Source organism: Streptomyces sp. NPDC006265, assembly GCF_040613555.1.
In the GTDB taxonomy this organism is placed as follows: domain Bacteria; phylum Actinomycetota; class Actinomycetes; order Streptomycetales; family Streptomycetaceae; genus Streptomyces.
In genome coordinates this window covers 1-3,022 of the sequence record NZ_JBEXSH010001005.1, presented here as the reverse complement: position 1 = coordinate 3,022, position 3,022 = coordinate 1, and the positions used below count along the sequence as shown (strand labels likewise).

General features: G+C 71.0%; 1 protein-coding gene. It reads left to right on the top strand.

The genetic code is table 11. The features are described from left to right. Positions 1–2,751: 2,751 nt before the first annotated feature. Positions 2,752–3,022 (top strand): hypothetical protein (locus ABZ281_RS44245; protein WP_356663912.1); only part of this gene is annotated, 271 nt, incomplete at its 3' end.

Below are 3,022 nucleotides of genomic sequence, written 5' to 3'. Positions count from 1 at the left end.
GCCCGCCCGCGCGTGAGTCCTCCTTACTACACGGAGTGCCGTGCCGTTACCTTCACGTGCCGCCCGCCCGCGCGGGAGTCCTCCGCAGAGGGAACCCGGGAAGGTCGAACGGATCGTGTGCCGCCCGTCCGCGCGGGAGCCTCCGCGGAGTTCGGCCGGCTTCGTCTCGTCGCTGTCGTGCCGCCCGTCCGCGCGGGAGTCCTCCGTCGTACGGCGTGCCGTGCGTCGGCATCGACACGTGCCGCCCGCCTGCGCGGGAGTCCTCCGATCAGATCACCGGCCTCGTTGGAGTCCGTCCGGTGCCGCCCGTCCGCGCGGGAGTCCTCCGATCACACCGGCGTCGAGCGTTTCGGCCACGGTGTGCCGCCCGCCCGCGCGGGAGTCCCCCGCTGTACGAACGTGAACTGGGACTGGGAGGGGGAGTTCCTCCCGCCCGCGCGGGAGTCCCCCCACATCGCGGCCGGGAGGCTTGCGCAGGTGTCGTGCTGCCTGCCCTTGCGGGAGTCATCCGTGCTCGCCGGGACCGGGCAGCACGGTCTGCGCGTGTGGCCCGCCCGTGCGGGAGTCCTCCGTCGTGCTCCAGTCCCACCGACTCGGCGGCGAAGGGCTGCCCGCCTGTGCGGGAGTCCACCGATCATGACCGCGACGACAGCACCGCCTGCGATGCGGAGCCCGCCCTGCGGAAGTCCACCGTTCCTCAAGCCCGGCGGACTGATGGTGGCGGTGTACTACCCGCCTGAGCGGGCGCGGGAGTCCTCCGTAGCTGGAGAAGAAACACAAGGGCGACGACAATGCCGCCCGCCCTGCGGGAGTCCACCGGCGATGATGATCACCCCGTGGGCTGCGGGGCAGTGCAGCTCGCCTGAGCGGGAGTCCTCCGGAAATCCGTCTCTGGCCTTCGTACTGTCGCCCGTGCCGCCCGCTCGCGCGGGAGTCCTCCGCGACAAAAACGGGACCCTCCGACGGAGGGCCTGTGCCGCCCGCTCGCGCGGGAGTCGTGCGCCGACCTGGACTCGCCCCGACCTGCTGGTCGAGTGCCGCCTGCTCGTGCAGGAGTCCGACGTGGTCGTGCTTGGGGAAGTTCCTTGGATTGTGGTAGTCCGTCCGCGCAGGAGTCCGCAGAAGGGCGAGCGCACCGATGTGCCGACTGGCTTATCCAGCTGGTTAATGGCTTGCCTGGGCGAGAGTCCTCCGTTCCTGGACACCAACTACCGGTTGGAATCTGGGTGCCGCCCGCCCGTGCGGGAGTTGGCCGAAGGCGCCCGTAGTCGTCCCCAAACGTGCTGGCGTGCCGCCCGCCCTCGCGGGAGTCCTCCGCACGCCGACATGGCCGCGTGGAAGGACGTTCCGTGCCGCCTGCCTGCCCATGCGGAAGTCGGCCGATCATCTGTTCCGCTTCGCGGGGCGCCATCCGGGCCGGCCGCCCATGCGGGAGTCGTCCGAGAACGGCGCGCACGGTGCGTTCGACGCCGGAGCGCCGCCTGCCTGTGCGGGAGTTGGCCGGTCCACGAATCTTCGGTGAGCCACGGCTCATCGTGCCGCCTGCCCGCGCGGGAGTCCTCCGGTGTCCCGTGAGATCGTGTGGACCTGGAGAAGTGCCGCCCGCCCGTGCGGTAGTCCACCGTGCTTGTTGGGGTTCTGGCTGGCTGAGCAGTCGTGTCACCCGCCTGCGCGGGGTCCACCATGGGGTGCCTACCACTGGGGTACAGACGACGAGTGCGTCCCGTCTTCGCAAGATGCCATCGATCTCCCGCCGGTGCGGGAGTCCTTCAATGACCACCGCGCAGGCGACCCGGCACTGCAGGTGCTGCCCGCCCGCGCGGGAGTCCTCCGCCCTCGGCGCGGCCGCCAGGGGAGGTCCACCAGCGCCGCGCGAAAGTCCTCCGCCGTCCCGGTACATCCACGTGCCGGTGAACTAGCACCTCCCGCCCGTGCGGGAGTCCTCCGGGAGTGTCCGTGACCACTGACGACCGGGACGGGTGCCGTCAGCCCGTGCGGGGGTCCTCCGTTGGGTTTCCGTCCTGGGGTGCGGGTCGCTCAGTTCCGCCCGCCTGTGCGGGAATCCTCCGACGCGTATACGAATCACGGTCTCGTCTCCGGAGCGCGTCGCCATGAGGGAGTCCTGCGTCATATTTCGTGAGGTCCACCACGAAGTGGTTGTGTTCCTCGCCCGGGCGCAAGTCCATCGATCATGACCGCGACGACAGCGCTGTCTACGATGCAGAGCCTGCCCTTGCGGGAGTCCGCCGACCTCAAGCCTGGCGGACTGCTGCTAGCGGTGTACTACCTGCCTGAGCGGGCGCGGGAGTCCTCCGTGGCTGGAGAAGAAACACAAGGGCAACGACAAGTGCCGCCCGCCCGCGCGGGAGTCCTCCGGGCCTGCCCGGCTGGAAGGGCCGCCTGGCCTGGTGCCGCCCGCCCGCGCGGGAGTCCTCCGCAGATCCGGGCGAGTCGGCGTCGTCGGTCGCGTGCCGCCCGCCCGTGCGGGAGTCCTCCGTACGCGATTCCGATCGGCTCGGAAGGACAGATGTGCCGCCCGTCCGTACGGGAGTCCTCCGGAGCACCAGCCGCGCGTAAAGGCGCGGGCCCGGTGCCGCACGCCAGTGAGGGAGTCCTTCATCGCTGGAATTCGTGCTACCTGCCCGAGCGGGAGTCCTCGTCCCCTCGATAAGGGAGCAGCCCACCCCCCTGTGGCGTCCGCCCGTGCGGGAGTCCTCCGGACGTGCCGTACGCGCTCGGGCTGATGGCCGCGTGCCGCCCGCAATGCGGGAGTTCTCCGTCGTGCTCCAGTCCCACCGACTCGGCGGCGAAGTGCTGCCGCCTATGCGGGAGGCCTCCGTGGACCAGCGCCGCCCGTGCGGGAGTCCTCCGCCCTGGCACGGCGGGCTGCCGTCGAACACGTCGTGGCACCCGCCCGCGTGCGGGAGTCCTCCGGTGCTGCTCGACAAGTGGGACCTGCTGGTGAAGTGTCGCCCGCCCGTGCAGGAGTCCTCCGGGGTTCGACGCCGAGCTGCTCGAGGCC